Origin of the sequence: Gracilibacillus timonensis, assembly GCF_900086715.1 — a bacterium.
GTDB classification, from domain to species: Bacteria; Bacillota; Bacilli; order Bacillales; family Amphibacillaceae; genus Gracilibacillus; species Gracilibacillus timonensis.
Genome location: NZ_FLKH01000012.1, coordinates 660,054 through 682,216, shown reverse-complemented (window position 1 = coordinate 682,216; position 22,163 = coordinate 660,054). Strand labels below are relative to the sequence as shown.

General features: G+C 39.7%; 24 protein-coding genes. 8 read left to right on the top strand and 16 right to left on the bottom strand.

Annotation, left to right across the window (positions count from 1 at the left end; translation table 11 throughout):
- The first annotated feature begins 69 nt into the window (after positions 1-69).
- The 3 genes from leuC to BN6556_RS22165 all read left to right on the top strand — a co-directional run bounded on the left by leuC (position 70) and on the right by BN6556_RS22165 (position 2,495).
- Positions 70-1,488, top strand: coding sequence for a 3-isopropylmalate dehydratase large subunit (gene leuC, locus BN6556_RS14330; protein WP_066192704.1), 1,419 nt, complete (start codon positions 70-72; stop codon positions 1,486-1,488).
- A 20-nt stretch (positions 1,489-1,508) separates the two neighbouring features.
- Complete coding sequence (gene leuD / locus BN6556_RS14325) at positions 1,509-2,093, top strand: 3-isopropylmalate dehydratase small subunit (RefSeq protein WP_066192702.1); 585 nt, start codon at positions 1,509-1,511, stop codon at positions 2,091-2,093.
- 228 nt (positions 2,094-2,321) lie between these two features.
- Entirely contained in the window at positions 2,322-2,495 is a 174-nt protein-coding gene (locus BN6556_RS22165; protein WP_161485713.1) for an NUDIX hydrolase, read from the top strand.
- A 494-nt stretch (positions 2,496-2,989) separates the two neighbouring features.
- On the opposite strand, the gene BN6556_RS14320 is transcribed toward BN6556_RS22165, so the two are convergent.
- Entirely contained in the window at positions 2,990-3,763 is a 774-nt protein-coding gene (locus BN6556_RS14320; RefSeq protein ID WP_066192700.1) for a class I SAM-dependent methyltransferase, read from the bottom strand.
- A 76-nt stretch (positions 3,764-3,839) separates the two neighbouring features.
- Positions 3,840-4,277, bottom strand: coding sequence for an NUDIX domain-containing protein (locus BN6556_RS14315; protein ID WP_066192698.1), 438 nt, complete (start codon positions 4,275-4,277; stop codon positions 3,840-3,842).
- A 386-nt stretch (positions 4,278-4,663) separates the two neighbouring features.
- Between BN6556_RS14315 and BN6556_RS14310 the strand changes: the two genes are divergently transcribed.
- Positions 4,664-6,064: a purine-cytosine permease family protein gene (locus BN6556_RS14310; RefSeq protein WP_066192696.1), complete on the top strand. Its 1,401-nt coding sequence runs from the start codon at positions 4,664-4,666 to the stop codon at positions 6,062-6,064.
- Between the two features lie 116 nt (positions 6,065-6,180).
- Here the strand turns inward: BN6556_RS14310 and BN6556_RS14305 are convergent, their stop codons facing one another.
- The 6 genes from BN6556_RS14305 to BN6556_RS14280 all read right to left on the bottom strand — a co-directional run bounded on the left by BN6556_RS14305 (position 6,181) and on the right by BN6556_RS14280 (position 9,777).
- Positions 6,181-6,717, bottom strand: coding sequence for a GNAT family N-acetyltransferase (locus BN6556_RS14305; RefSeq protein WP_066192694.1), 537 nt, complete (start codon positions 6,715-6,717; stop codon positions 6,181-6,183).
- 399 nt (positions 6,718-7,116) lie between these two features.
- Positions 7,117-7,782: a deoxyribose-phosphate aldolase gene (deoC, locus tag BN6556_RS14300; RefSeq protein ID WP_066192691.1), complete on the bottom strand. Its 666-nt coding sequence runs from the start codon at positions 7,780-7,782 to the stop codon at positions 7,117-7,119.
- A 15-nt stretch (positions 7,783-7,797) separates the two neighbouring features.
- The gene (locus tag BN6556_RS14295) at positions 7,798-8,205 is read right to left on the bottom strand and encodes a cytidine deaminase (RefSeq protein WP_066192688.1); all 408 of its coding nucleotides are present in this window, start codon (positions 8,203-8,205) and stop codon (positions 7,798-7,800) included.
- Positions 8,206-8,216: 11 nt separating this feature from the next.
- Positions 8,217-9,035, bottom strand: a complete 819-nt coding sequence (locus tag BN6556_RS14290) for a purine-nucleoside phosphorylase (RefSeq protein WP_066192686.1) — start codon at positions 9,033-9,035, stop codon at positions 8,217-8,219.
- 231 nt (positions 9,036-9,266) lie between these two features.
- Positions 9,267-9,536: a type II toxin-antitoxin system RelE family toxin gene (locus tag BN6556_RS14285; RefSeq protein ID WP_066192684.1), complete on the bottom strand. Its 270-nt coding sequence runs from the start codon at positions 9,534-9,536 to the stop codon at positions 9,267-9,269.
- Entirely contained in the window at positions 9,520-9,777 is a 258-nt protein-coding gene (locus BN6556_RS14280) for a hypothetical protein (RefSeq protein ID WP_066192681.1), read from the bottom strand. Before BN6556_RS14280 ends, BN6556_RS14285 begins: the two co-directional genes overlap by 17 nt.
- A gap of 196 nt (positions 9,778-9,973) precedes the next feature.
- Here BN6556_RS14280 and htpG point away from each other — a divergent pair, with 196 nt between their 5' ends.
- From htpG to BN6556_RS22320, 3 genes are all read left to right on the top strand, one after another.
- Entirely contained in the window at positions 9,974-11,854 is a 1,881-nt protein-coding gene (htpG, locus tag BN6556_RS14275; protein ID WP_066192679.1) for a molecular chaperone HtpG, read from the top strand.
- 453 nt (positions 11,855-12,307) lie between these two features.
- Positions 12,308-14,242 carry an aconitate hydratase gene (locus BN6556_RS14270; RefSeq protein ID WP_066192677.1) on the top strand — a complete coding sequence of 645 codons (1,935 nt, stop codon included), beginning with the start codon at positions 12,308-12,310 and terminating at the stop codon, positions 14,240-14,242.
- A gap of 24 nt (positions 14,243-14,266) precedes the next feature.
- Positions 14,267-14,434 (top strand): hypothetical protein, encoded by a 168-nt coding sequence (locus tag BN6556_RS22320; protein ID WP_162840601.1) that lies wholly within the window; start codon positions 14,267-14,269, stop codon positions 14,432-14,434.
- 41 nt (positions 14,435-14,475) lie between these two features.
- Here BN6556_RS22320 and BN6556_RS14265 read toward each other — a convergent pair whose 3' ends face one another.
- The 8 genes from BN6556_RS14265 to BN6556_RS14230 all read right to left on the bottom strand — a co-directional run bounded on the left by BN6556_RS14265 (position 14,476) and on the right by BN6556_RS14230 (position 21,399).
- Positions 14,476-15,516, bottom strand: a complete 1,041-nt coding sequence (locus BN6556_RS14265) for a lactonase family protein (RefSeq protein WP_066192675.1) — start codon at positions 15,514-15,516, stop codon at positions 14,476-14,478.
- A 60-nt stretch (positions 15,517-15,576) separates the two neighbouring features.
- Positions 15,577-15,930: a hypothetical protein gene (locus BN6556_RS14260; protein ID WP_066192673.1), complete on the bottom strand. Its 354-nt coding sequence runs from the start codon at positions 15,928-15,930 to the stop codon at positions 15,577-15,579.
- 379 nt (positions 15,931-16,309) lie between these two features.
- Entirely contained in the window at positions 16,310-16,567 is a 258-nt protein-coding gene (locus BN6556_RS14255; RefSeq protein ID WP_130859772.1) for a hypothetical protein, read from the bottom strand.
- 138 nt (positions 16,568-16,705) lie between these two features.
- On the bottom strand, positions 16,706-17,233 hold the full coding sequence (locus tag BN6556_RS14250; RefSeq protein WP_235817532.1) for an RNA polymerase sigma factor: 528 nt from the start codon (positions 17,231-17,233) through the stop codon (positions 16,706-16,708).
- A gap of 16 nt (positions 17,234-17,249) precedes the next feature.
- Positions 17,250-19,226: a DUF6449 domain-containing protein gene (locus BN6556_RS14245; RefSeq protein ID WP_066192669.1), complete on the bottom strand. Its 1,977-nt coding sequence runs from the start codon at positions 19,224-19,226 to the stop codon at positions 17,250-17,252.
- Positions 19,201-20,103, bottom strand: coding sequence for an ABC transporter ATP-binding protein (locus BN6556_RS14240; RefSeq protein ID WP_066192667.1), 903 nt, complete (start codon positions 20,101-20,103; stop codon positions 19,201-19,203). Before BN6556_RS14240 ends, BN6556_RS14245 begins: the two co-directional genes overlap by 26 nt.
- The gene (locus BN6556_RS14235; protein WP_066192666.1) at positions 20,090-20,485 is read right to left on the bottom strand and encodes a GntR family transcriptional regulator; all 396 of its coding nucleotides are present in this window, start codon (positions 20,483-20,485) and stop codon (positions 20,090-20,092) included. The genes BN6556_RS14240 and BN6556_RS14235 overlap by 14 nt, the downstream gene beginning before the upstream one ends.
- A 305-nt stretch (positions 20,486-20,790) precedes the next feature.
- Positions 20,791-21,399 (bottom strand): alpha/beta hydrolase, encoded by a 609-nt coding sequence (locus tag BN6556_RS14230; RefSeq protein WP_066192664.1) that lies wholly within the window; start codon positions 21,397-21,399, stop codon positions 20,791-20,793.
- A 143-nt stretch (positions 21,400-21,542) separates the two neighbouring features.
- On the opposite strand from BN6556_RS14230, the gene BN6556_RS14225 reads away from it, so the two are divergent.
- Complete coding sequence (locus BN6556_RS14225) at positions 21,543-22,160, top strand: precorrin-2 dehydrogenase/sirohydrochlorin ferrochelatase family protein (RefSeq protein ID WP_066192663.1); 618 nt, start codon at positions 21,543-21,545, stop codon at positions 22,158-22,160.
- Positions 22,161-22,163 lie beyond the last annotated feature (3 nt).

Genomic DNA, 22,163 nt, shown 5'->3' with positions numbered 1-22,163 from the left:
TCTATCTTCGGATCGTATCAACGCCGATCTTTTTTCTACTTATCATGATAAAAGAAGGAGTGACAATCGATGAAGACACCAAAGACAGTCATTGAAAAAGTTTGGGAAAAGCACGTGGTCCATCAAGAAGCAGGTAAACCGGACTTGTTATATATTGATTTGCACCTTGTTCATGAGGTGACATCTCCCCAAGCCTTTGAAGGACTAAGGATTAATAATCGTAAGGTACGACGTCCAGACCTTACCTTTGCGACGATGGATCATAACGTACCAACGATCCACCGCAATGTGATCAAAGATGAAGTTTCCAAAACACAAATGGAAACGTTGAAGACAAATTGTGAAGAATTTGGTGTACCATTAGCAGACATTAATCATCCCGACCAAGGGATTGTGCACGTAATCGGGCCAGAACTAGGTTTAACCCAGCCAGGTAAAACGATTGTTTGTGGAGATAGCCACACATCTACTCATGGTGCATTTGGCGCCTTGGCATTTGGCATTGGTACGAGTGAAGTGGAGCACGTATTAGCCACTCAAACGATCTGGCAAGAAAAACCGAAGACCTTAAATGTTAAAATAAATGGCACGCTAGGAACAGGCGTTACTGCCAAAGATTTAATCCTAGCAATTATCGGTAAATTCGGCGTAAAATTTGGTACTGGGTATGTGCTTGAGTACACGGGAGAAGCGATTCGTAACCTATCCATGGAAGGCCGGATGACGATCTGTAATATGTCGATTGAAGCTGGAGCACGTGCTGGTTTAATCAGTCCTGACGATACTACAATCGAATTCTTACGTGGTAAACGATATGTTCCAGAAGGAGAGGCATTCGAAGCATTAGCCGAAGAATGGAAGGCACTAGCAACCGATGAAGGTGCTGTCTATGACGAGCAAGTAGAAATAGACGCAGAAGAAATCGAACCACAAGTAACCTGGGGCACGAATCCAGGCATGTGTATTCCGGTTAGTGCTAATGTTCCTGTTCCAGAAGACGCAACAAATGACAATGACCGTGATGAAATCCAACGCGCCTTAGAATATATGGGACTAGAAGGCGGCGAACCGATTGCTTCTGTTAACATTGAGCATGTCTTTATCGGTTCTTGTACGAACTCGCGATTAGCTGACTTACAACGGGCATCGGAAATTATCAAAGGACACATTGTCCATCCTGATGTGCAGGCCATTGTAGTACCTGGCTCCCATAGCGTCAAGGCACAGGCAGAAGAGCTTGGATTGGATCAAATTTTCAAAGAGGCAGGTTTTGAATGGCGTGATGCTGGCTGCAGTATGTGTCTTGCCATGAATGATGATGTCGTACCAGAAGGCGAGCGCTGTGCCTCTACTTCCAACCGTAACTTTGAAGGTCGTCAAGGCACAGGTGCACGTACACACTTAGTCAGCCCAGAAATGGCCGCAGCCGCTGCGATCAAGGGCCACTTTACCGATGTACGTCATTTAGGCGTTGCTACACCAAGCTAATCGACAAGGAGGAATGAGACATGGAACCAATTCGTAAACATGAAGGGCTTGTATACCCGTTAAACCGGGCAAATGTTGACACCGATCAAATTATTCCAAAACAGTTTCTCAAACGAATCTCTCGTCAAGGTTTCGGTCAATTTGTTTTTTATAATTGGCGCTTTGATTCCAAAGGAGAATTACGAGAAGACTTTTCATTAAATCAACCAAAATATAAAGGCACCTCCATCTTGGTAGCTGGCGAGAATTTCGGCTGCGGCTCCTCACGTGAGCACGCACCGTGGGCATTGCAGGATTATGGCTTCCGGGTAATCATTGCCCCAAGCTTTGCCGATATTTTCTATAACAATTGTACGAAAAACGGGATCTTGCCCGTCAAGCTAACAGAGAATGAAGTACAGACCTTAATCCAAAAGGCCGAATCCGAATCCTACCATCTTACCGTAGACTTGGAAGAAAAGAAAGTCTTCGATAACGAAGGATTTGAGGCAAGCTTTGATTTGGATAACTATAAACGAGAAATGCTTTTAAACGGATGGGACGAAATTGCTGTAACCTTAACCAATGAAGACCGCATTGCTGCATTTGAGCAAGCGCGCGGTTAAAAAAATAGCCCTCAGGCTCTTGGAAACGAGAGTCTGGGGGTATTTGCTTTTTTGTGAGAAGCTTTTCTCCCCTTTTGTTTTGAAAAGAAATAGATACTTGTTACCCCCATTTTGAAATGGTAAACGCAATCACAAAAAGAAAAAATCAAACTACCGTAACACGAATTAATATAAGTCAATCCATAGGTTAAAATAAACGAGCTAAATATACCCGAAGGAGCTTTACATATGGATATTCGAGTACAAACATCCTGTATCATCATTAAAAATAATTGTATTGCTACAATAAAAAAGAATGATCCGAAATATAAAACGTATAATAAATATATCCCACCAGGTGGACATGTAGATACATTCGAAAAAATAGAAAATGCTTGTATTAGAGAGGTAGTTACGATCTAATGAACCTGAAAAGCAGACTTCTCACTGGATAAGTATAGATGATATTCCATCTCATAAAGATATCCCTGATTATCACAAAGCTTTGCTAAAAGTTATTTTAAATGAAAAAATTTGCAAAAGCTACTATAGAGTGGATTCCTCCTAATGATGAGTTAAAATGGGCTATAGAATCTTCATAAGCAGCTGTAGACTTGATGGACAAACTTTGAGCAATATGTTTTAGGAAATCAAAGTTAATAATCAACTATAGCACTTGACTACAGGCATACCAAACTATATTATGACATACCTGTCTATTCTATCTTTGAGTTATAAATTATGTTATTACTTCATATTCTTCCACTGAATGAACCAACTTATGGTAGACGCTTTTTTTTGCTGTTAATTCATCGTGGTTTCCTTCTTCTACTACTAAACCATTCTCTAGTACAATTATATAATCTGCATTTTTTACGTTATTTGCTTCACCAAAATGTATTACTTATCATGCTAATTTACTTCGTTGCCAACCAAATCGTCCAACGATCTTTTTCTATAATATCATTATCATGAATTTTTTTATCCAAATAATGAACAAGCTCTTTTAATTCAGCATCACTGAGTTCGTGTAAAATACTTCTTCCTGTTCTTGATAGCAAGTCTTCTAACAGTTGTTGCTTACTCTGGTATTTTTTCCTTACCTCCCATATCTTGAATTCTTCTATTTTTTTAAAACCAACTTTTTTCAAATTATATTTTACGGTCTCACTTTTATATCTTCTATTCGCTTCCTTTTGGGATAACTTTGGGAAACATGAAAAAAAGTAACCTCTTATATGAGTATTACTTCCTTTTAATACACAATCCTCAGGAGTTCGATCTTGTATAAAAACAAGACCATTCTTTTTTAAAACTCTATAAACTTCCATAAAAAGTTGTTCCAGGTCATTGACATGATGAATCAATGCTCTCTCTAGTACAATATCGTACTCATTACTCTTTAGTCCCGTATTAAAAGCATTTCCGTTAATAAAATTGATATGATTATATTCTTTGCAATTTTCTATAGCATCTTTTAAAAGAGTTTTTGAATAATCAACTCCTGTTATACTTTTAAAACCTAGTTTTGAGAGCCCTTTACAGTAAATACCACCTCCACATCCAATATCTAATGCTTTATTACGTTTACTAGAAGGAATTAAATCTCTCATGAAGTTTATCCATGTATCATCCACCCCTCTAGCAGAATAACTGTGTCTATTTTCTTGATTGTGAAAATCAATTCCCATTTTATAAAACACCTTTCATCATTGAAATCTTATTATTCAATTGATTGTAAGATTCATTAATATTCCTCGCTAAATTCTACAATCCAATATTCGATTTCACTCCCATGTATTGACCAGCATGAGGAAAATCAGATAAAGCTAAATTCGTAAATCTTGTGCTAAATCCATATTGTTCTAACTCGCTAATCGGTACCATTTTCACATCCGATATAGGGTTTGCATCGTACTCATTAGAAGGAAGGGTTATCGAGCCGCCAACTTTGCTCAGGAGAAATGTTATGTGTAGTAAAGGTGAAGTGGCTTCAAGAAAATCACATACATATAACAATTTAATGACTTGAGCTTCTATCCCTGTTTCTTCTTTCCATTCTCTTTTAACACCTTCTTCTAACGTTTCCCCTTCTTCCAAATGCCCACCTGGAAGTGACCAATTTCTTTTTGTGGAAACATTTTGTTTTACTATAAGTATTTCATCATCTTCAACTAAAATCCCCGTAACCCCCGTACCTGAAATAAATGATCATGCATGTATTTAACACCCCTTCAATATTTTACATAAAGCTTATTATACAATGAAAAGTAATCGGTTACAACCTTATCATGGGGATTTTTGAGTAAATAACAGTAGTAATTAGCCAGCTCATTTATATAAAAGATTCGTCGATTGAATTTCTGAATGAAACGACTACAAAATAGCATATCTTCCTTAATCCTATGATAAACGAGGGGTTTAGCAGATAGAGGAAGCTTCCCTGTGTTACACACGGGAATATGAACAGTAATTGCATTTGTTCGGTTTCTAAATAATTGATACTATATAAAAGTTCGTCTGATTTCTATACGAACTTTCTTAAGTAAATCAGATAGTATGTGAAACTCTATACAAAAGGAGATGATGATGTGCATTCTGATATTTCTTCAGATCAAAATCAAACCCAAAACTCTAGTGATGACTATTCATTGGGCAGAGTCCCTGTCCACAAAAGAAACATGGGTTGGTTAAGTATTACTAATATTACTTTTGGCATTGCAACGGCAATATTTTATTTTCAAATGGGAAGTGTGATGGCCCTGCAATTTGGCGCAATTAATGCCATTATCTCTGCTGTATATGCTATCGTAGTTGCTGGTATCCTCGGAACATTTATTGCGTATCTATCAGCAAAATCTGGTACGAACGTCAACTTATTATCAAGAGGCGGCGGTTTTGGTTATATTGGTGCGTCCTTGACTTCCTTGATTTATGCCACCAATTTTATTATGTATTGCGCACTTGAGGGACTTATTCTAGTTGCTGCTGTACATGAATTCTTCCCTGTTATCCCGGAGTGGGCTTTGATTCTTTTCTTTGGAACTCTTGTTATTCCGTTAAATTGGTTTGGCATTAAGCAATTGGATAAATTGCAGAAATGGTCATTGCCATTGTTTTTTATATTTTTATTAACTGCCATTATTGTAGCTGCGATGAAACCGTCTCTTTACGATGGCGAATTTTGGACATATATGCCAGAAAATGTGCAGGTTGGAGGCACAGCCTTGCTGCTTTGTATTGGAATGCAACATGGTATTATGGGTCTAACCCCCCTGCTGGCTTCCGATTATGCCCGTTTCCTTAAACCAAAGGATCGTAAAATTGGTATATTTGCTATTGGATTTATCCCGCAAATTTTCTGTTTCGGGGTTATGGGCGGCCTTGGCATTTGGTTCGGTGTTCGTTTAGGAGAGCCAAATCCGGGTGTATATATTGTTACACTTCTTGGCGTTTGGGGCGCATTATTCACCATGATTACCCAAGTAAGAATTAACGTGACAAATATCTATAGCGGCTCCCTGTCCTTATCTAATTTTTTTGAAAATATTTTTCATTTTAAACCGGGCAGACGTTTTTGGGTGGTGGTAACAGGTGTATCTGCAATCATCTTAATGCTCGCCAAAATTGTAAACCATCTGGATACCGTATTGACATTCCAAGGAGTTTTCCTATTATCCTGGGCAGCTATTCTTGTGACGGATGCTGTTTTTGTGAAGCGTATGTTAAAAATTGGTCCTGGATATTATGAGGTGAGACAAGAAAATCTGCATAAATGGAATCCAGTGGGTGTTGTTTCGCTGATCATTGCTAGTGGTCTCGGAACCGTGGCTGCGTTAGGATTTATGGGGGAATTTCTGCAAAACACAGCAGCATTTTTCGCCGCCATACTGGCCTCGGTTTTAACCGTTGTTATCGCCGTTACGACCAAAGGAAAATATTATCTTAAAAAAGAAACTGATGATATTGAAAGAGAAGACTATATTGCTTGACGTGTTAAACCTTCTACATGAATTTGTAGAGGGTTTTTCCATTTGTGGATAGAGTTATTTTTATATTTTTCATCCTATTTATTGTCCAACGATAAGTAATCGGGTTTGGATTTGGCTTATTTATAGGATAACGCCTTCCACTCATCCTCTAAAATACTCATTTCTAAAAGATTCCAATATTCTCCCCCTATCTTACGGCATTCCCTTAATAGTCCTTCTTTTTTAAATCCAACTTTTTCGTAACAATGAATAGCCGATTGGTTAAAATCAAATACACCAAGGCTCACTCTATGCAACTTCCATTCTTCAAACGCAATAGGAAGAAGTTCGTTTACCATTACCTTTCCCATTCCTTTTCCGCGGGAAGCTTTATCACCAATTAATACGTTAGCTATTCGAGCTGATCTATTTTTTCTATCCACTTTATTTAATGAAATATGCCCAATCATTTTCCTTGTTACAGAATCCTTTGCTTTATAAATATACGTTTCGGAATCATGTAGATTGGCATGTTTGATGTAATCATGAAGTTGATCCTTGGTCAAAGGAAATACAAATTGGGGACCTCCCCATTGAAGAAGAAATTCTGCTGAAGGTATCCAATCCATCAAATCCTTAAAATCTTTCTCTTCGAAATATTCAAGTTGGATCATTTTCTAGTTCCATTCCTTTCATAGTTGGCTCATCGCATGGAGTCGTCACTTGTTGAACTTCCAAAAACATCCCTTCTTCTGATTATCCCCTGGTAAATAACTGCGGTCTACGAGTGGAGAATTCCATTTTCCTTTTCAATCTTTTAAGACAGTCCGAAGTGCTGGAAAGTATGGATCGAGTGCTATGATCAATGCCATATCCTCCATGTTTATGAAACTAACATAAATACAAAAATTTAAACACTAACATATATTTCTTTAAATAATATCATTTGGATGCATTATGGTGATCCAATTTTTTATTCCTTTAGAATGATATCCTAGTGAAAGCCAAGAGCACTCCACTAGGATATTAATTATTAACAAAAAAGTATTCTCTCTACCAATCATCCTGCCCTATCAATAATCACTATTACTCGCTCCACCATTCACAATCGCTACACTGGCACTAGCGCCAATTCGGCTTGCTCCTGCTTCCAAGAGGGCGTCTGCTTTTTCACGATCCCGGACACCGCCTGAAGCCTTCACACCAATGTCTGGTCCTACTGTTTTTCGCATTAAGCGAATATCTTCTACGGTAGCGCCTCCTGTCGAAAAGCCTGTTGAGGTTTTGACATAGTCAGCGTCAGTCGCAACAGCCAGTTCACAGGCAGCTACCTTTTCTTGATCAGTGAGCAGACATGTTTCGATAATCACTTTGACTAAGGCCTTCTCCCCTGCTGCTTGCACTACGGACTCGATATCTCGCTGTACCAAGGTATGGTTGCCATCCTTTAGGGCAGCGATGTTGATGACCATATCCACTTCTGTAGCGCCTTTTTCGATAGCATATTTGGTTTCAAAGGCCTTGACGGCAGGTGTGGTGGCTCCTAATGGGAAACCAATCACCGTACATACAGCCACATCTGATCCTTTTAATAATGCAGCCGCTGTCTCTACCCAGGTTGGATTCACACATACGGAGAAAAAGCTATGTTCTCTTGCCTCTTGACATAAGGTTTCTATCTGTTCTTTCGTCGTATCTGGCTTTAATGCCGTATGATCTATCTTATTTGCTAGTGTCATATTTGCTACACTCCTTTATTGTTGTACATTAGACATATCGTCTGAGATAAATGCGCCTGGCAGCAAGTCCTGCACCGTCGTTTCCAGTACATCCCCTTGTAAATTGGTCAAAATCACCGGCATATCAGCCTCGCACAATTCTGCCATCACCTGACGACAAGCCCCACATGGTGAAACGGGCCGGTCACTATCGGCGACAACTGCCATCATGGAAAAATCTCGCGAACCATTGGCATAAGCATGAAATAAAGCCGTTCTCTCACCACAATTACACATAGGGTAAGCGGCATTTTCAATATTACAGCCATGAAAAATGTGTCCGTCTTTATCTAACAAGGCGGCACCTACTTGAAAGTTCGAATAGGGTACATAGGCTTTTTTCATCGCTTTTTTTGCCTCTTCGATAAGTTTCGTTTGCATCATTTCCCTCCTCTCTAGCTAATTTTTTGCACTAAGTGCTTCACAAATTGTAAAAAACTGGTCCGCACTCTTTCGGTGGTTTCGATCACCTCGTCGTGTGTCAATGGCTGGTCGAGAATACCTGCCGCCATATTGGAAATACAAGAAATACCGAGACATTTAATGCCAGCATGTCGAGCGACGGTTACCTCTGGTACGGTGGACATGCCAACTGCATCGCCACCAACTTTATCTAACATGCGAATCTCGGCTGGTGTTTCATAGCTAGGGCCGGTATTCCATACGTACACCCCTTGTTTTAGTGGGAGCTCTAGAGCTTCCGCTGTTTGATTGGCGATTGCTTGTAAATCTCGATCATAAGCCGTCGACATATCTGGAAAGCGTACACCATGCTCAGCCACATTCTCCCCGATTAATGGATTTTGACCGGTATTGTTGATATGGTCTGTAATTAACATTAAATCGCCCGGTTCCAAGGATTGATTGACTCCGCCGGCTGCATTGGTAACAATCAATGTGCTGACACCTAATTCCTTCATTACACGGACCGGAAAAGTGACAGCGTCTAGTCCATATCCTTCATAGTAGTGAAAGCGTCCTTGCATGGCGATCACTTCAACCCCATCCAGCTGGCCAATAACTAACTGTCCTGCATGTCCTTCCACGGTGGAAACAGGGAACCCTGGGATTTCTTCATACTTGATTTTCGTAGCCTCTGTGATCTCATCAGCAAGCACGCCTAATCCCGAGCCGAGAATCAATCCGATCGCTGGCTTGCCATTGATTCTTTGCTGTAAAAAATTCGTTGCTTCATTTAATTGCTTCATTGCCATTCCTCCGTTTCTACTTACGTTTGGTTTTATTATATCATTTTTTATTGGTTGTTCAAAAAGTCAATTAAAATGATTCACTTACTTGTTCCAAAAAAATAGTTAATATAATTTAAGAAACAGTCACATCGTCTTTTCTTATTTCCTCTAACATACTAGTGTAGTCAAAACATTTGAAAAACATTCATTCACCTAAATAGATAGTAGGTAAATGAATGTTTTGAAATAAATCATTTATAAATGTTTATATATTTGACATCTGGAATCAACTGCATGAATAACTAGCTCTTCAGATGCCATGTTTTGCTCAAAAACAATTCTCCAATCCCCAACTCGACAACGAAGTATACCAGGGTTTCCTTTCAATGAACTAATATCTCCTTCAGGGGGTATATGTTGTAGCTTTTCAATAGCATCGATCATTCTTTTTTTATTAGGTTTATCAAGCTTTTTTATATACTTTCTTGCTTTTGAAGATACAGCTACATTAACTAAATAATTCATGCAAGTTGTCCCCGCGCTCATACTTTCCGTTTTTATAGTCCTTTATTGCTGCATTCAATTCATCCTGTTCTCCTTCGGTTAGTTCCTCTTCAGGATACGCTTTTCCTTCTGAGGAAACCATAGAACTAACCACTTCATGAAGAGCAGTAATTTGCTTTGAATTCAAACGACCAATCAACAAAAAGAGCTTTTCTTTTTCAGTCATTTTATTCACCTCAGTATCATTATACGTTATTTTCATGAAATTACACTCCTTTTTTATATTTTAACACGAAATTCCGCGATGGAATTATTAAAATGCTCTCATTTATACCAAACGTTAACACACTATTATTCTTGACAGTCTATTAAATATATGATATTTATGTAAAGTGTTAGCACTCAGAAGCAAAGAGTGCTAAAATACATAGTAGACAGAAATAGAGGAGGAATACGACATGGAAAAGAAGCAATTCCAGGCCGAATCACAGCGGCTGTTAGAAATGATGGTGCACTCTATCTACTCACAAAAAGAAATTTTCTTACGTGAATTGATTTCCAATGCGAGTGACGCGATTGATAAGATCTATTATAAAGCATTGACGGATGAAAATATATCTTTTAACCAAGAAGATTATTTTATTCGTATTGAACCAAATCAAGAAGCTCGTACCTTAACCGTAAAAGATACTGGTATCGGAATGACCAAAGAAGAGCTGGAGAATAACCTTGGTATCATTGCCAAGAGTGGTTCCCTTGATTTCAAAAAAGACATTGATATGAAGGATGGACAAGAGATCATTGGTCAATTTGGGGTTGGTTTCTACTCTTCTTTTATGGTAGCCGATCAAGTAACCGTTTATACACGTTCACTCTACAGTGACGAAGGTTACAAATGGGAGTCTGACGGTGTCGAGGGTTATACCATTGAACCGATCGAAAAGGAAGACGTTGGTACAGAAATCGTCATCCAAATCAAAGAAAATCAAGAAGAAGAAAATTACGATGATTTCGTAGATCCAAACCAACTACAGACGATTATCAAAAAATATTCTGACTTTATCCGCTACCCAATCAAGATGGATATAACCGAACAACAACCGCAAGACGATGAAGGAGAAGAATTCATCGATGTTACCGAAGAAAAGACGGTTAACAGTATGGTGCCAATCTGGCGCAAAAATAAACAGGAGTTAACAGATGAGGATTATGAAAGCTTTTATCAAGAGAAACGTTTTGGCTTTGACAAACCATTAAGCCATCAGCACATCAGTGTCGACGGTACCGTACGTTTCCAATCAATCCTTTATATTCCAGAACAGCCACCGTTCAATTATTATTCTCAGGAATATGAAAAAGGGTTGGAGCTCTATTCTAACGGTGTCTTGATTATGGAAAAATGTGCTGACCTATTACCGGATCATTTCAGTTTTGTCAAAGGGATTGTTGACTCCGAGGATTTATCTTTAAATATCTCCCGGGAAATCCTGCAGCAAGATCGCCAGGTGAAGCTAATCGCCAAAAACTTAGAAAAGAAAATCAAAAATCACTTACAAAGCATGCTGAAGAACGATCGTGAAAAATATGAACGTTTCTACCAAGCCTTTGGCCGACAAATCAAGTTTGGTGTCTATTCCGACTTCGGCGCCAACAAAGAAACGTTAAAGGACTTATTACTGTTCCATTCTTCGAGTGAAAACAAATTAGTATCCTTAAAAGAGTATGTCGAACGCATGCCAGAGGATCAAGAGCATATTTATTATGCAACAGGCGAATCGCATGACCGGATTGAAAAACTGCCACAAACCGAATTAGTCAAGGATAAAGGTTATGAGATCCTTTATTTCACTGATGAAGTCGATGAATTTGCGATCCGTATGCTAATGAATTATGACGAGAAAGAATTCAAGAATGTCTCTAGCGGTGACCTTGATCTAGAGGATGAGGAGACCAAACAAGAAGCAGAAAAGCAAAAAGAAGAGCATAAGGATTTACTAAACGAGATGAAAGAAATCTTAGGCGGTAAAGTGAAGGATGTTAAGCTATCTACTCGCTTGAAGTCGCATCCGGTTTGCTTATCTGCTGAGGGTGAAGTATCGATTGAAATGGAAAAGGTATTAAAGCAAATGCCAGATAATCAAAACATCGAAGCGACTAAAGTATTGGAAATCAACAATAAGCATGAGATTTTCGATGCATTGGTACGCGCCCATGGTTCTGATCAAGAAAAGGTTAAATTATATACCAATATTCTATACAACCAAGCCTTGTTAATCGAAGGTCTTCCTGTTGAAGATCCTGTTGCACTTACGAATGATATGTGTAAGGTGATGGTGTAAGGTCATGAAGATACCGGTTTTTTCCGGTATCTTTTTTTTGAGGATAATAATACAATCCTCATTATATTTTGAATCGATTGGATCCTCAAAATCAGCGTATCGATAAATCGGGTACTTTGAGAGAATAATTAGTGCCTAACAACACTCTAGCCAAGCCCTCTGCTTTCCAGAGCTATCTCACGTCAAGTGCGATCTTTTTTCCTCAGTTCTCATTCACAAGATTCATTCTTATGGACTCAGGAACGCGTTTTCCTCTCTACAGTCCGCGAGATTCATCACTTGTGGTCTTGGTAATTATCTAATTATCAATAGGCTATAACCTCTTAAGCAAAGATTTCCTACATAAAATATTGTCACTTCCCCATTTTTACAGTTTAACGACAACTCACAGGTGTAATAATTACTATATAAGCATATTCTAAGCAAGACAGTATAACATAAGGAGGAGAAAGCATGCAGCTAAACGTAGCGCAGAAATTAATTCAAGAACATTTACTGTCAGGTGAGATGAATGCTGGTGAAGAGATCGGACTGAAGATAGACCAGACATTGACGCAAGACGCAACAGGTACAATGGTCATGCTGGAATTAGAAGCAATGGGAATTGATAAGGTGAAGACCGAAGCTTCAGCTCAATATGTCGATCATAACTTGATTCAAGAAGACTTTCGTAATGCCGACGACCATCTATTTTTGCGTAGTGCGGCTCAGAGGTTTGGCATCTATTACAGCAGGCCAGGTAATGGAGTTAGCCACCCTGTCCATATGCAACAGCTAGCCAAACCAGGTAAAACTTTGTTAGGGTCGGATAGTCACACATGTGCCAATGGCTGTATGGGCATGTTAGCAATTGGCGCCGGTGGGATTGATGTCGCCATGGCAATGGCCGGTGAACCCTATTATGTAAAAATGCCACGTGTGATGGGCGTTGAATTAACCGGAAAATTACCAGACTGGGTAAGTGCCAAGGACGTCATCCTAGAAATGTTACGCCGTCACGGAGTAAAAGGCGGTGTTGGTAAAATTATTGAATATCACGGCCCAGGAGTCCAAGAATTATCGGCAATGGACCGACATGTGATTGCCAACATGGGCGCCGAACTTGGTGCAACAGCAACAGTATTTCCTTCCGATCAGGAGATCAAGCGATTTTTACAACAACAAGGACGTGAAGAGGACTGGACAGAACTGATTGCTGATAAACGGGCTAGCTATGATGAAGAAGATCATATTGATTTATCTACGTTAGAACCATTAATTGCAACGCCATCCAGTCCAGACAATGTCGTTCCAGTTGCAGAGGTAGCTGGAGAGACCATCTATCAGTCATATATCGGCTCGTCGGCAAATCCTGGTTATCGTGATTTTGCGATTGCTAGTGAGATTGTTAAAAGCAAACAAATTGCGGCAGGTATCTCTTTCGATATTAACCCTACTTCGCGGCAATTATTGGAACAGCTTGTCGAAAACGGCCATATCGCCAATCTTTTATCGGCTGGCGCCCGTATGCATCAAGCTGGCTGTAATGGCTGTATCGGTATGGGACAGGCGCCAGCTACAGGAAGAAACAGTCTGCGCACCACGCCGAGAAACTTCCCGGGACGCTCAGGTACCAAAGAGGATAGTGTTTTCTTATGTAGTCCAGAGACAGCTGCCGCTTCTGCCCTGACAGGTAAGATAACCGATCCACGCAGCTTGGAGATGGACTATCCGACTATTAGTGAGCCAACCAAATTCTCTACACAGGGTATGTTGGAGGCACCACCAGAAGACAATCGTGAGATCAACTTGGAAAAAGGACCAAATATTTCCTCCATACCTGATTTTCAAGCGATTGAAAATAATTTCGATCTGCCTGTATTATTAAAAATGACGGACAATATCTCTACCGATGAGATCCTAGCTGGTGGATCCAGAGTATTGCCATACCGTAGTAATATTCAAAAAATTAGTACCTTCGCCTTTGAAATTATCGATGAAGACTATTATGAGAAGGCGATGAAAAAGCGTGACAGTGGTGGACATACGATTATTGCCGGCTCCAATTATGGTCAAGGTTCCAGTCGAGAACACGCTGCACTTGCGCCGCGTTATTTGGGATTAAAAGTGGTACTGGTGAAGGATTTTGCCCGGATCCATTTACAAAACCTGATTAACTTCGGGATTTTACCATTAACCTTTGTCGATGAAACGGATTTTGAAAAGATTAAACAAGGAGATATCCTGGAATTTCGTCACATCCATGATACCCTTAAAGAAAAACGAGACTTTTCGATTCAGGTCAAAGGATCTGAGCAACAAATCCAGGTACAGCATGATTTAACCGATCGACAGCTTGATATCATCTTACAAGGCGGTATTATTAATTGGATTAAACAAAAACAATAATCCCAATGGAAGGGGTGTTCGTTTATGGGTTCCCAACAGTTTGCTTGTAAGGCTTGTGATGGAACAGGTCTGTTAATGGATGATAACCAGTGGCAATATACTTGTTCCATCTGCCATGGAGATGGTTATATTGCCCGTATGGAGACAGTTGAGAAGTTAGAAGTAGATGAAACAAACCGAGTCATTGAATAGCAAAAGTGCCCTGTTTTTTCAAGACAGGGCACTTCTTAATTTTATGCATAAAGAAATTTCAAACAAACGGCTTCCGGTGCAGCTACATCTTTTTGGACAAGCGTTAACGTGCCTGCTTCTGGATCACGTTCAAATAATACGATGGTGCCAGATTCCTGATTGGAAGCTACAATAAACTGTTCAGAAGGATCTAAAACAAAATCACGTGGCCAATCCCCTTCTGTATCTGTCCATTCGATAAATTCCACGGTAAAATCATCTAATACGCGGTACACAGCGATCGAGTTATGTCCTCGATTTCCAGCATAAACAAACCGACCGTCAGAGGAAAGGTGAACCGCACTTCCCTGGCTGTTCTCCGTGAAATCCTCTGGTAATGTCGAGATATACTGCCATTCTTCAAAACGACCGTCCTGCTGATCATATTTTAAGACAATCACTTCATTGCTAAGCTCTGTCATTACATAAGCATATTCTCTATTGGGATGAAAAGCGATATGACGAGGACCACTACCTGGTTTTGTCTTTAACACATTCACTTCTTCCAAACTACCATCCTGAGGTTGATATGTCGTGATCGTATCCGTTCCTAAATCGACTACCACCACAAAACGTTCATCTGGTGTATATCCTGCAAAATGCAAGTGTGGCTTTTCTTGTCTTTCATGAGGCCCATTCCCTTCATGCTTGGCAGAAGTTGGTGCCTGCAGGGATCCATCGGAATTGGTTGCGAATGCCTCCACTAACTGAGTATGGTAGTTGGCTGCCACCACTAGTTGGTTTTGACTATCTACACTGACATGGCAAGGAGCCGATCCAGGTGTTACTTGACTGTTTAACGGGCGTAAGCTTCCCTGATCATCCGCAATTTCAAATGCCGTCACGCCACCTTGATCTCCTTCTTTTGCCACCGCATAGAGATTCTGATTATCTTTACTTATCGTTACATATGTAGGGTTATCAAGAGAGGCTGCCACCTCTACACCGCTTAATTGTTTCTTTTCTGTATCTAAAATAAATTTATATACTCCTTCACTTTCCTTTTTTGTATAAGATCCGATATAGCCGATATATTTTGTCATTTTCCTCCACCTTTCGTTGTTTCCGTGTTTTCACCCTTTTATTATAGCAAAAAATAATTGTTAAAACCAAGAAGTGTACTTGGTACCACCATGAGCTGTGTCAGTTACAAGCATGCAGATAAGACGAAGCAGTATTGTGCTCATTCTTACGGACAATATTTCATGATTTGGCATTTTTTTGTCCGTTAGATTCATTCTTACAGACAACATTTCGCGATTTCGCATTTTTTTGTCCGTTAGATTCGTTCTTACGGACAACATTTCGCCATTTCGCATTTTTTTGTCCGTTAGATTCGGTCTTACGGACAATATTTCGTGATTTCTCCATTTTTTGTCCGTTAGATTCATTCTTACAGACAGCATTTCGCCATTTCGCATTTTTTTGTCCGTTAGATTCTTCGTTCTTACGGACAATATTTCGTGATTTCTCCATTTTTTGTCCGTTAGATTCATTACGGACAATATTTCATGATTGTACGGATTTTTGTCCGTTAGATGATACGGGATCGAGGCTGCCTTTTCTTCTTAGTCTCACATACAATAGGCAGTCATTTACAAGAACAGGAAGCATGCCCGTCTAGAATAGCATACGAGGGGAAACTCGACCATTGCCGAGTTTCCCCTCGCTATCGATTACATCATTGTTTTGTTGCGGCGCATATGGTAATAGGCATACGCACCAATTCCAACCGACGCTAGTACAGACAGCATTCGTTTGTTTCTCATGTGTATTCCTCCATTCGTTAGGATACACCTTATTATTTGCTATCTTGTTCTATCTAACCCCAGCATCTCATTGGAATTTGTTTCCTACAAATAGAAAAAATAAAATAAACAAGCCAATGGTAAAGGGCAAAGCGCCAATCAGACTCAAACTCATCCCATTGTAGCCCCCTACCATTTCATTACCAATCAGATAGATCACTACACCTACGGCACAGCTAAGAAACCCCCACCAATAAGGCAATCGTTTGAATAAACTAATAATCATCCCGATCAAACACACACTTAGAAAAAACCATGGTAATACCACATAGATAAAATGCCCCACATTACTCATCCTTTATTTACACTGACAGGAGTTAGTTATCATTCTCCTTGCTACTGTCATTATAAACCTATTTTACCTAAGTGAAAAGAGACTTCCATTAAAAGAAGTCCCTTTGTAAAAAACAGTTGCATATACATATTATGCACCGACTGCAAATTCGGAAAAATCCTCTACAACTTCCGCACGTTTAAGTAATTTTCTGATTCTGAACAGTCGTGTTTTCACTGCTGAATTACTAATATTTAACATCTCTGCTATTTGTTGATTATCAAACTCCAGCCTGAATTTTAGTTGAAAGACAGCCAATAATTTTTGCTGATTACCGATACATTGTTCTAACTCTTCCAATAGGATTGAACAATTTAAACGTTCTTCCACAAAGTCCCCCGCACACAAATCCAGCTCTTCCAGCCAATTAGGATCCTGAAACAAACAGGTATGTGAGCGTTTCTCTTTGCGGAGTAAATCAATGGCCGTTCGGGTCGTAATTGTTTTTAGCCAGGAACCCAGCTTTTCCACCTGCGTTATTTTCTTCCCTTGTTTTAGCACCTTGATCCACGTTTCTTGCACAACGTCTTCAGCGGTTTGCTTGTCTTTTACTACATTGAAGGCGGTATAATACATCATGGCTTGAAATTGATCAACAATGATATCGTAGTTCCACACACTGCTTCACCTTCCTTTAGGGCGATTCTAATTGACTGCTTATATGAGCAGGTAATTGCGACGAATCAATCGGAATGGTATACAATAATTCATTCTCACGTCCGTAAAAGCCAATCCACCGATCCCCGTCTTGATTTGCGTTTAAATCCATTAACTCACTAATATCTTGTCCATCGGTCACACGTAGCCAATTTCCTGGTACATCTTGAAATGGAAAGGCGTAAAAATCTTCTGGATCACCTGTTTCATCTGTGATAGCAATCATTCGCACATCATCTTCGTTGACTTGTATTAAGTCATCCATGTTTTCTTCTTGCAACAACTCAATCACATGCCGAAAATTCACCGGAACACCATGACCAATAGACGTTCCATCATGGAGTTGAAATTCGATCGAAAGCGTAGATTGTACATCTGCCCGTCTAAGCATTTGATAGTCCATATCAAGCACATCTTGCCGATAAGCTTCCACTAGCTTATCGATCATTTCCGGAGACGTTATCTCCTGTGATTGCTGGTAACCATAAAGGTAAACAGACCGGAATGTAATACCCTCCTCAAATAGCCACGGATAGATAGCTTTTTTAAAATTATCATGCTGTGCCATTCGTTCTAGGTATGGATCTAGTGTCGTAATATCATCCATTGTGTATTCCCTCGTCATCTGCTGGCCGTTGGATAATAAATACGTTAGCGTTACGTTATTGGAATAGAAAATGCCGTCAAAAGTAGAGTGTCGGTTCCGATCCAGTAGCTCTTGATGCAGCGAGATCGTATCTTGAATGCTTTGATGATCTTCCACAAAATAATCGGAATCATACTCCTCATTTAAATAGTACCTGCTTCCCATCTCTCCAGTGTTAATCATCACTCCCTCTACTTGGTCAGCGATTGGAATTTTAGACTCAAATCCATACCAATCAAAGACAACGGATAAGAGTAAAATAATCGAGATGCCGATATACACGACAAATCCTCTCCACTTGGCAAACACACGCCAAGTTTTTTGAATTAACATTTCTGCCAATACATAGCCAATCACAGCTCCTAATCCATAACCTACCGTTAACCAAGAAAGGCTTGCACCTTGTATCACCGCAAAATACATGCCGCCCAGCAACATCATACAAAAGGTAACCCCAAACTTAAAAATAGGCTTGATAATTGGAAACGCAAAGGCTTGTTGTGTTACTTCTGCTGGTCTTATCTGATAAAGCAAAGCAGCCACAACGATAAAGACAAGGGCAACAATCCAGTAATACCATAACGTCCAGCCATCCGAAACGCCATACATATTATCTATCAGCCAGATAATTGGCGATAAACGGTACATTAACGCATCTGGCGTAAAGGAATCGCTGTAACCAATTAATAATAGCGCCAAATTACTTTGCAGCAAAAAGATAATACCCGCCGGGAAAAACAGGGTAATATAGGTAAGTGCACCTTGAACAATTGAATTACCGGTAAGGTGTCCGATAAATAAACTGCAAGCAAAGAACAAGGTTTGGAACGTCATCGTATAATAAAACCAGCGAAAAATATCGCCACTTTGATAAATGATATCCACTTGATCGATATTCAACAGCGCCAGTAAGATCAAACCAGTAAGCACAACAGGAACTAACAATTGGATATACCCCATCACCAGCTGATGAATAAAAATGGTGGAGCGTTTCAAGGGCAGACTGTGCATAAAATCAGAAGACCCCTTTGCGTGCATATAATGGGAAACGAAAATACCAGCCAATACAGAAAAGATAACAATAAAAAGCACTTGAAAAGCAGAACCCAAGGATAGAAAGATATCGGTATGCTCCCACATTTCTTCTTGCGCAAGTCCGAGCCTAAATTCCTCATTGGACAGCTCCATGAGAACGCGTATTGGTAAGACGAGCAATAATACCAATAAGTAGGCGATGCCAATCCAGCCAGTTGATCGAAAACTTTGTTTCATTAATTCTTTTTTATAAGAGAATATTCTCGATCCCATAGCCCGCATCCTCCATTTCATAAATAAAGATTTCCTCTAATGTTAACGGCAAAATATCAAAAATCACTGGTTGATACTTCCCTATTTTTTCTTCAATATCTGTTCGATCCCCTCGAATCACACAAACATAAACACTGCCTCGTTTTTCCTTTTCAATAATCTGTAATCCTTCTAATAAAGCTGCCTCATCCACTTCGCCTTTAAAGGCAAATTGCACCTTATGTGTATCGGATTTTAGATCATCAAGATTGTTCTCGATCAAGAGCTTACCACGATGTAATACGCCGATCGCGTCACACATGTCCTCCACTTCTTGAAGGTTGTGCGAGGAAATAAGTACGGTCATATCACGTTCCGCTACATCCTGAATGATCCATGACTTGATTTTACGTCGGATGACGGCGTCAAGCCCATCAAATGGTTCATCCATAATTAAGTAATCCGGGCGAGCACATAAAGCCAGCCAAAAAGCTACTTGGCGCTGCATTCCTTTGGAGAATTTATGGATTTTCTCTTTCGGATTTAAATCCAATAACTGCTGCATATGATCAAAGCGTTTTTGATCCCAGTATGGATAGGTATTGGCATAAAATGATGCCATTTGCTTAACGGTATATTGTGAAAAGAAAAAGGGTTGATCTGGAATAAAAATCATTCGTTCTTTTAATAGCGTATGCTCAAAAACCGGGTTGTCTTCAATCAGGATACTCCCGTGATTCTGCTTAATGATACCAGCAATCGTTTTTAGCAATGTCGTTTTGCCCGCGCCATTCGAACCAAGTAATCCATAAATTGAACCCTTTTTAACGGATAAGTTAATCTGTTGCAGCACCTTATTTTTTTCAAAATGCTTTGACAATTGCTCAATCTGGATCATAAGCATCCCCCTTTAACACTGATGTCTGACTCTCTTCTATTATTTGCTTCATCTCTTGGTTTGTCATGCCGAGAAAAAAAGCCTCGACCATTAATCGTTTCAAATGTTCTCTAATTTCCTTGATCTCTGCTGTGTTATCTATCTGTGATATTTGACTGACAAAGCTACCCTTTCCTTTTACAGAATAAATATAGCCCTGTGCTTCTAACTCTCGGTATGCCTTTTGAATCGTATTAGGATTAATTGATAAATCTTGTGCTAGTGATCGTACCGAGGGTAACTGTTCATCTTGCTGAAGTACTTCACTCATAATGAGCTGTTTGAATTTATCCACTAATTGCTCATAAATCGGCTGCCTGCTGCGCAAATCTAATTCAAACATGGCACCCTCCCTTTCACTGTATTAATTGTATTAGGTGTACTAGTTATGTTAATACAGTTAATTATAGATGATTTTTGAAAAATTGCAAGAGGGTTTTTTAATTTTTTAGACTTCCATGTGTTGATCTTTTATCACTTAAGGAACATTGACGATCTTAAATGATGGACCAAACCTGGAAAATAAAACGGGGGATTATCTTGATCATGACAACCATTTTCTAAGCTTTCCGAACTTTTTTGGTCGTCATTTCTTTTATGGCAACCATAAAAAACCTTGCACTCCATCACGGAATACAAGGTCTTGTTTTAGCTCATTTCTTTTTGATACCATTCGCTTGCTGCAGCAACTTCTGTTTGGGTCAGCTGATGGCCATTATTCTCCCAATGAATCTGAACCAAAGCACCATTATCCTTCAAAATTCGCTCCAGGTCCAAGGATTCTTGCTCTGTACACAAAGGATCATTATGTCCAGCGGTAATCAGAACCTTCACATTAGTCAGCTCTGGCAATTCGATGTTCCTGCTTGGGACCATTGGATGGTGTAAGATAGCAGCAGATAGAGCATCCTGATAGCGAAATAACAAACTTCCTGCGATATTTGCGCCATTCGAGTAACCTACGGCGATCACATAGTTACGGTCAAATTGGTATTCCTCTGCCGCTTCATCCAGAAACTCATATAACTCTTTCGTCCGCAAGCGCAAATCCTCTTCATCAAAAACGCCTTCCGCTAACCGTTTAAAAAATCGCGGCATGCCATTTTCCAACACGTTGCCACGCACACTTAACACATTGGCATCTGGATCCAGTCGTTCTGCAATCGGCAGCAAATCAGTTTCTGTACCGCCTGTGCCATGTAATAAAAGTAAGGTGGGGCCCTGTAATTGTTTTCCTTCTTTAAAAATATGCTTCATCTTATCACCCTTCCTCTTCTCTCGAAATCAAACTATTTATTATATTAAGTTTAAAAAAGATCATACTTTCTGTCAAACCGCTTGTCTAAAGTGATTACTCATACTAAAATGAAGAAAAACCATCACGGCGAGGAGATTTATCCATGTGTCTCATACCTTTATTTGTGAATCTGCATCATAAAAAAATTGTCTTAGCAGGCGGAGGAACGGTAGCAGCAAGAAAATTGCAAAAACTGCTTCCTTTTCATCACAATATAACGATTGTCAGTCCGGAAATATCATCTATCATACAAAACCTTATTGACCAGTATCAAATTCAATGGATCAAGGCACGTTGTCAATTATCCCATATGACAGAGGCAGACGTTATTATTATTGCCACCAACGATCCAGCGACTAATCAATATTTGGCAGAACATGCTCCAGAGAAAGCCTGGGTAAATGCCAGCCATCAAGCACACGTCGGCAACCTGCAATTCCCGATCACGATAAACAAAGGGCGATTACAGGTTGCGATTTCTACGGGAGGTGCCAGTCCTATCCTTGCACAAAAAATAAAGCAGACGATAGAAGAACAAATCCCTGATTCGTATGAGCAATATATCGATTTTTTATACCAAGCCCGCATCACAGTCCGTACGCATATAGCTTCTGCCCAAAAGAGACAGGAATTATTACAAACGATTGTCGATGAACCTATTTTTTCTACGAGAGCACAACAAGACTGGCTCGATCATGTGGCGCAAATGAAATCGATGTAGACA

Coding starts and splice junctions, on each gene's coding strand:
- BN6556_RS14230 (WP_066192664.1), bottom strand. CDS start 21,399: ATGAAGCATATTTTTAAAGAAGGAAAACAATTACAGGGCCCCACCTTA.
- leuC (WP_066192704.1), top strand. CDS start 70: ATGAAGACACCAAAGACAGTCATTGAAAAAGTTTGGGAAAAGCACGTG.
- BN6556_RS14245 (WP_066192669.1), bottom strand. CDS start 19,226: ATGGGATCGAGAATATTCTCTTATAAAAAAGAATTAATGAAACAAAGT.
- BN6556_RS14235 (WP_066192666.1), bottom strand. CDS start 20,485: ATGTTTGAATTAGATTTGCGCAGCAGGCAGCCGATTTATGAGCAATTA.
- deoC (WP_066192691.1), bottom strand. CDS start 7,782: ATGACACTAGCAAATAAGATAGATCATACGGCATTAAAGCCAGATACG.
- BN6556_RS14320 (WP_066192700.1), bottom strand. CDS start 3,763: ATGGGAATTGATTTTCACAATCAAGAAAATAGACACAGTTATTCTGCT.
- BN6556_RS14265 (WP_066192675.1), bottom strand. CDS start 15,516: ATGACAAAATATATCGGCTATATCGGATCTTATACAAAAAAGGAAAGT.
- htpG (WP_066192679.1), top strand. CDS start 9,974: ATGGAAAAGAAGCAATTCCAGGCCGAATCACAGCGGCTGTTAGAAATG.
- BN6556_RS14240 (WP_066192667.1), bottom strand. CDS start 20,103: ATGATCCAGATTGAGCAATTGTCAAAGCATTTTGAAAAAAATAAGGTG.
- BN6556_RS14225 (WP_066192663.1), top strand. CDS start 21,543: ATGTGTCTCATACCTTTATTTGTGAATCTGCATCATAAAAAAATTGTC.
- BN6556_RS14295 (WP_066192688.1), bottom strand. CDS start 8,205: ATGATGCAAACGAAACTTATCGAAGAGGCAAAAAAAGCGATGAAAAAA.
- BN6556_RS14305 (WP_066192694.1), bottom strand. CDS start 6,717: ATGATCCAACTTGAATATTTCGAAGAGAAAGATTTTAAGGATTTGATG.
- BN6556_RS22165 (WP_161485713.1), top strand. CDS start 2,322: ATGGATATTCGAGTACAAACATCCTGTATCATCATTAAAAATAATTGT.
- BN6556_RS14270 (WP_066192677.1), top strand. CDS start 12,308: ATGCAGCTAAACGTAGCGCAGAAATTAATTCAAGAACATTTACTGTCA.
- BN6556_RS14290 (WP_066192686.1), bottom strand. CDS start 9,035: ATGGCAATGAAGCAATTAAATGAAGCAACGAATTTTTTACAGCAAAGA.
- BN6556_RS14280 (WP_066192681.1), bottom strand. CDS start 9,777: ATGAAAATAACGTATAATGATACTGAGGTGAATAAAATGACTGAAAAA.
- BN6556_RS14285 (WP_066192684.1), bottom strand. CDS start 9,536: ATGAATTATTTAGTTAATGTAGCTGTATCTTCAAAAGCAAGAAAGTAT.
- leuD (WP_066192702.1), top strand. CDS start 1,509: ATGGAACCAATTCGTAAACATGAAGGGCTTGTATACCCGTTAAACCGG.
- BN6556_RS22320 (WP_162840601.1), top strand. CDS start 14,267: ATGGGTTCCCAACAGTTTGCTTGTAAGGCTTGTGATGGAACAGGTCTG.